This is a genomic window from Psychrobacter sp. Ps3, assembly GCF_022129275.1.
In the GTDB taxonomy this organism is placed as follows: domain Bacteria; phylum Pseudomonadota; class Gammaproteobacteria; order Pseudomonadales; family Moraxellaceae; genus Psychrobacter; species Psychrobacter submarinus.
The window spans coordinates 1-1,199 of the sequence record NZ_JADQAL010000072.1; the positions used below are offsets into that span (position 1 = coordinate 1).

1 protein-coding gene is annotated in these 1,199 nt (G+C 43.4%); it reads left to right on the forward strand.

What is annotated here, in order from left to right:
* Nucleotides 1-73: 73 nt before the first annotated feature.
* A protein-coding gene (locus I3248_RS12090; RefSeq protein ID WP_238063985.1) for an IS3 family transposase occupies nucleotides 74-1,161 on the forward strand; the annotation gives its coding sequence in 2 pieces (ribosomal slippage) (nucleotides 74-326 and nucleotides 326-1,161; 1,089 coding nt in all).
* The last annotated feature ends 38 nt before the right edge of the window (nucleotides 1,162-1,199 follow it).

A 1,199-nucleotide genomic window follows, 5' to 3' on the forward strand; every position in this document is an offset into this window, starting at 1 on the left:
GGTAATCCCCCCGATAAATAAGAACACTTAAAAATAGAGAATAACTGCTAAAATATACCAGCAGGAGAATCCTATGAAAAAGACCCGCTTTAGCGACAACCAGATTGTTAACATCTTAAAACAAGCCGAACAAGGCGTTCCTATCACTGAGCTATGCCGTGAGCATAACATCAGCCAAAGCACCTTCTACAATTGGCGCTCAAAGTATGGTGGCATGGACGCCTCTTTGATTGCTCGTCTTAAAGCACTTGAGACTGAAAACGCCCGTCTTAAGAAGATGTACGCAGATGAATGCCTTAAGTCCGACATACTACAGGATGCCATGACAAAAAAGTGGTAGCGCCACAAAGGCGCAGACAGCTCGTTTGTCACTATATTGAAGCGCGTAATATTAGCATACGCCTCGCTTGTCGTATCTTTAATATCAGTGTGACCTGCTACTATCACAAGTCCGTGGCAACGGATGAGAATAAGCAGATAGCTGACTTACTTATCAAACTAACCGATGAGAATAAGAACTGGGGCTTTGGCTTATGCTTTTTAACCCTGCGTAATGTCATGGGACTGCCATACAACCATAAGCGTGTATATCGTATCTACTGCGAGCTTGAATTAAACCTTAGAATCAAACCCAAGCGCCGCATCAAGCGTGCTAAACCAATACCACTGGCTGTACCTGACAAGATCAATCAAAGCTGGAGTATGGATTTTATGCATGACGGCTTAACAGATGGGCGTGCCTTTAGACTGTTTAATGTGATTGATGATTACAACCGTGAAGCGCTTACCATTGAGGTTGACTTCTCACTACCAGCTGGGAGGGTCATACGCAGTCTCAATCAGCTCATTGAGTATCGAGGTAAGCCTGTCCAGATAAGATGTGACAACGGCCCTGAATATATCAGTAATGCGCTCAAAGAATGGGCTGAGCAGCAAGGCATCACTATCAGTTATATTGAACCTGGCAATCCACAGCAAAATGCTTATGTAGAGCGCTTTAACAGAACGATGAGATATGATTGGTTAAATCAGGAGCTGTTTGATACTCTAGAGCAGGTACGTGCACAAGCAGAAAACTGGTTATACCACTATAATCATGAACGACCCAATATGGGTAATGGCGGTTTTACGCCAATACAGAAACTCAATCAGGCAGCTTAATTCTATTTATTAGGTGTCTTATGGTTGGGAGGATTACC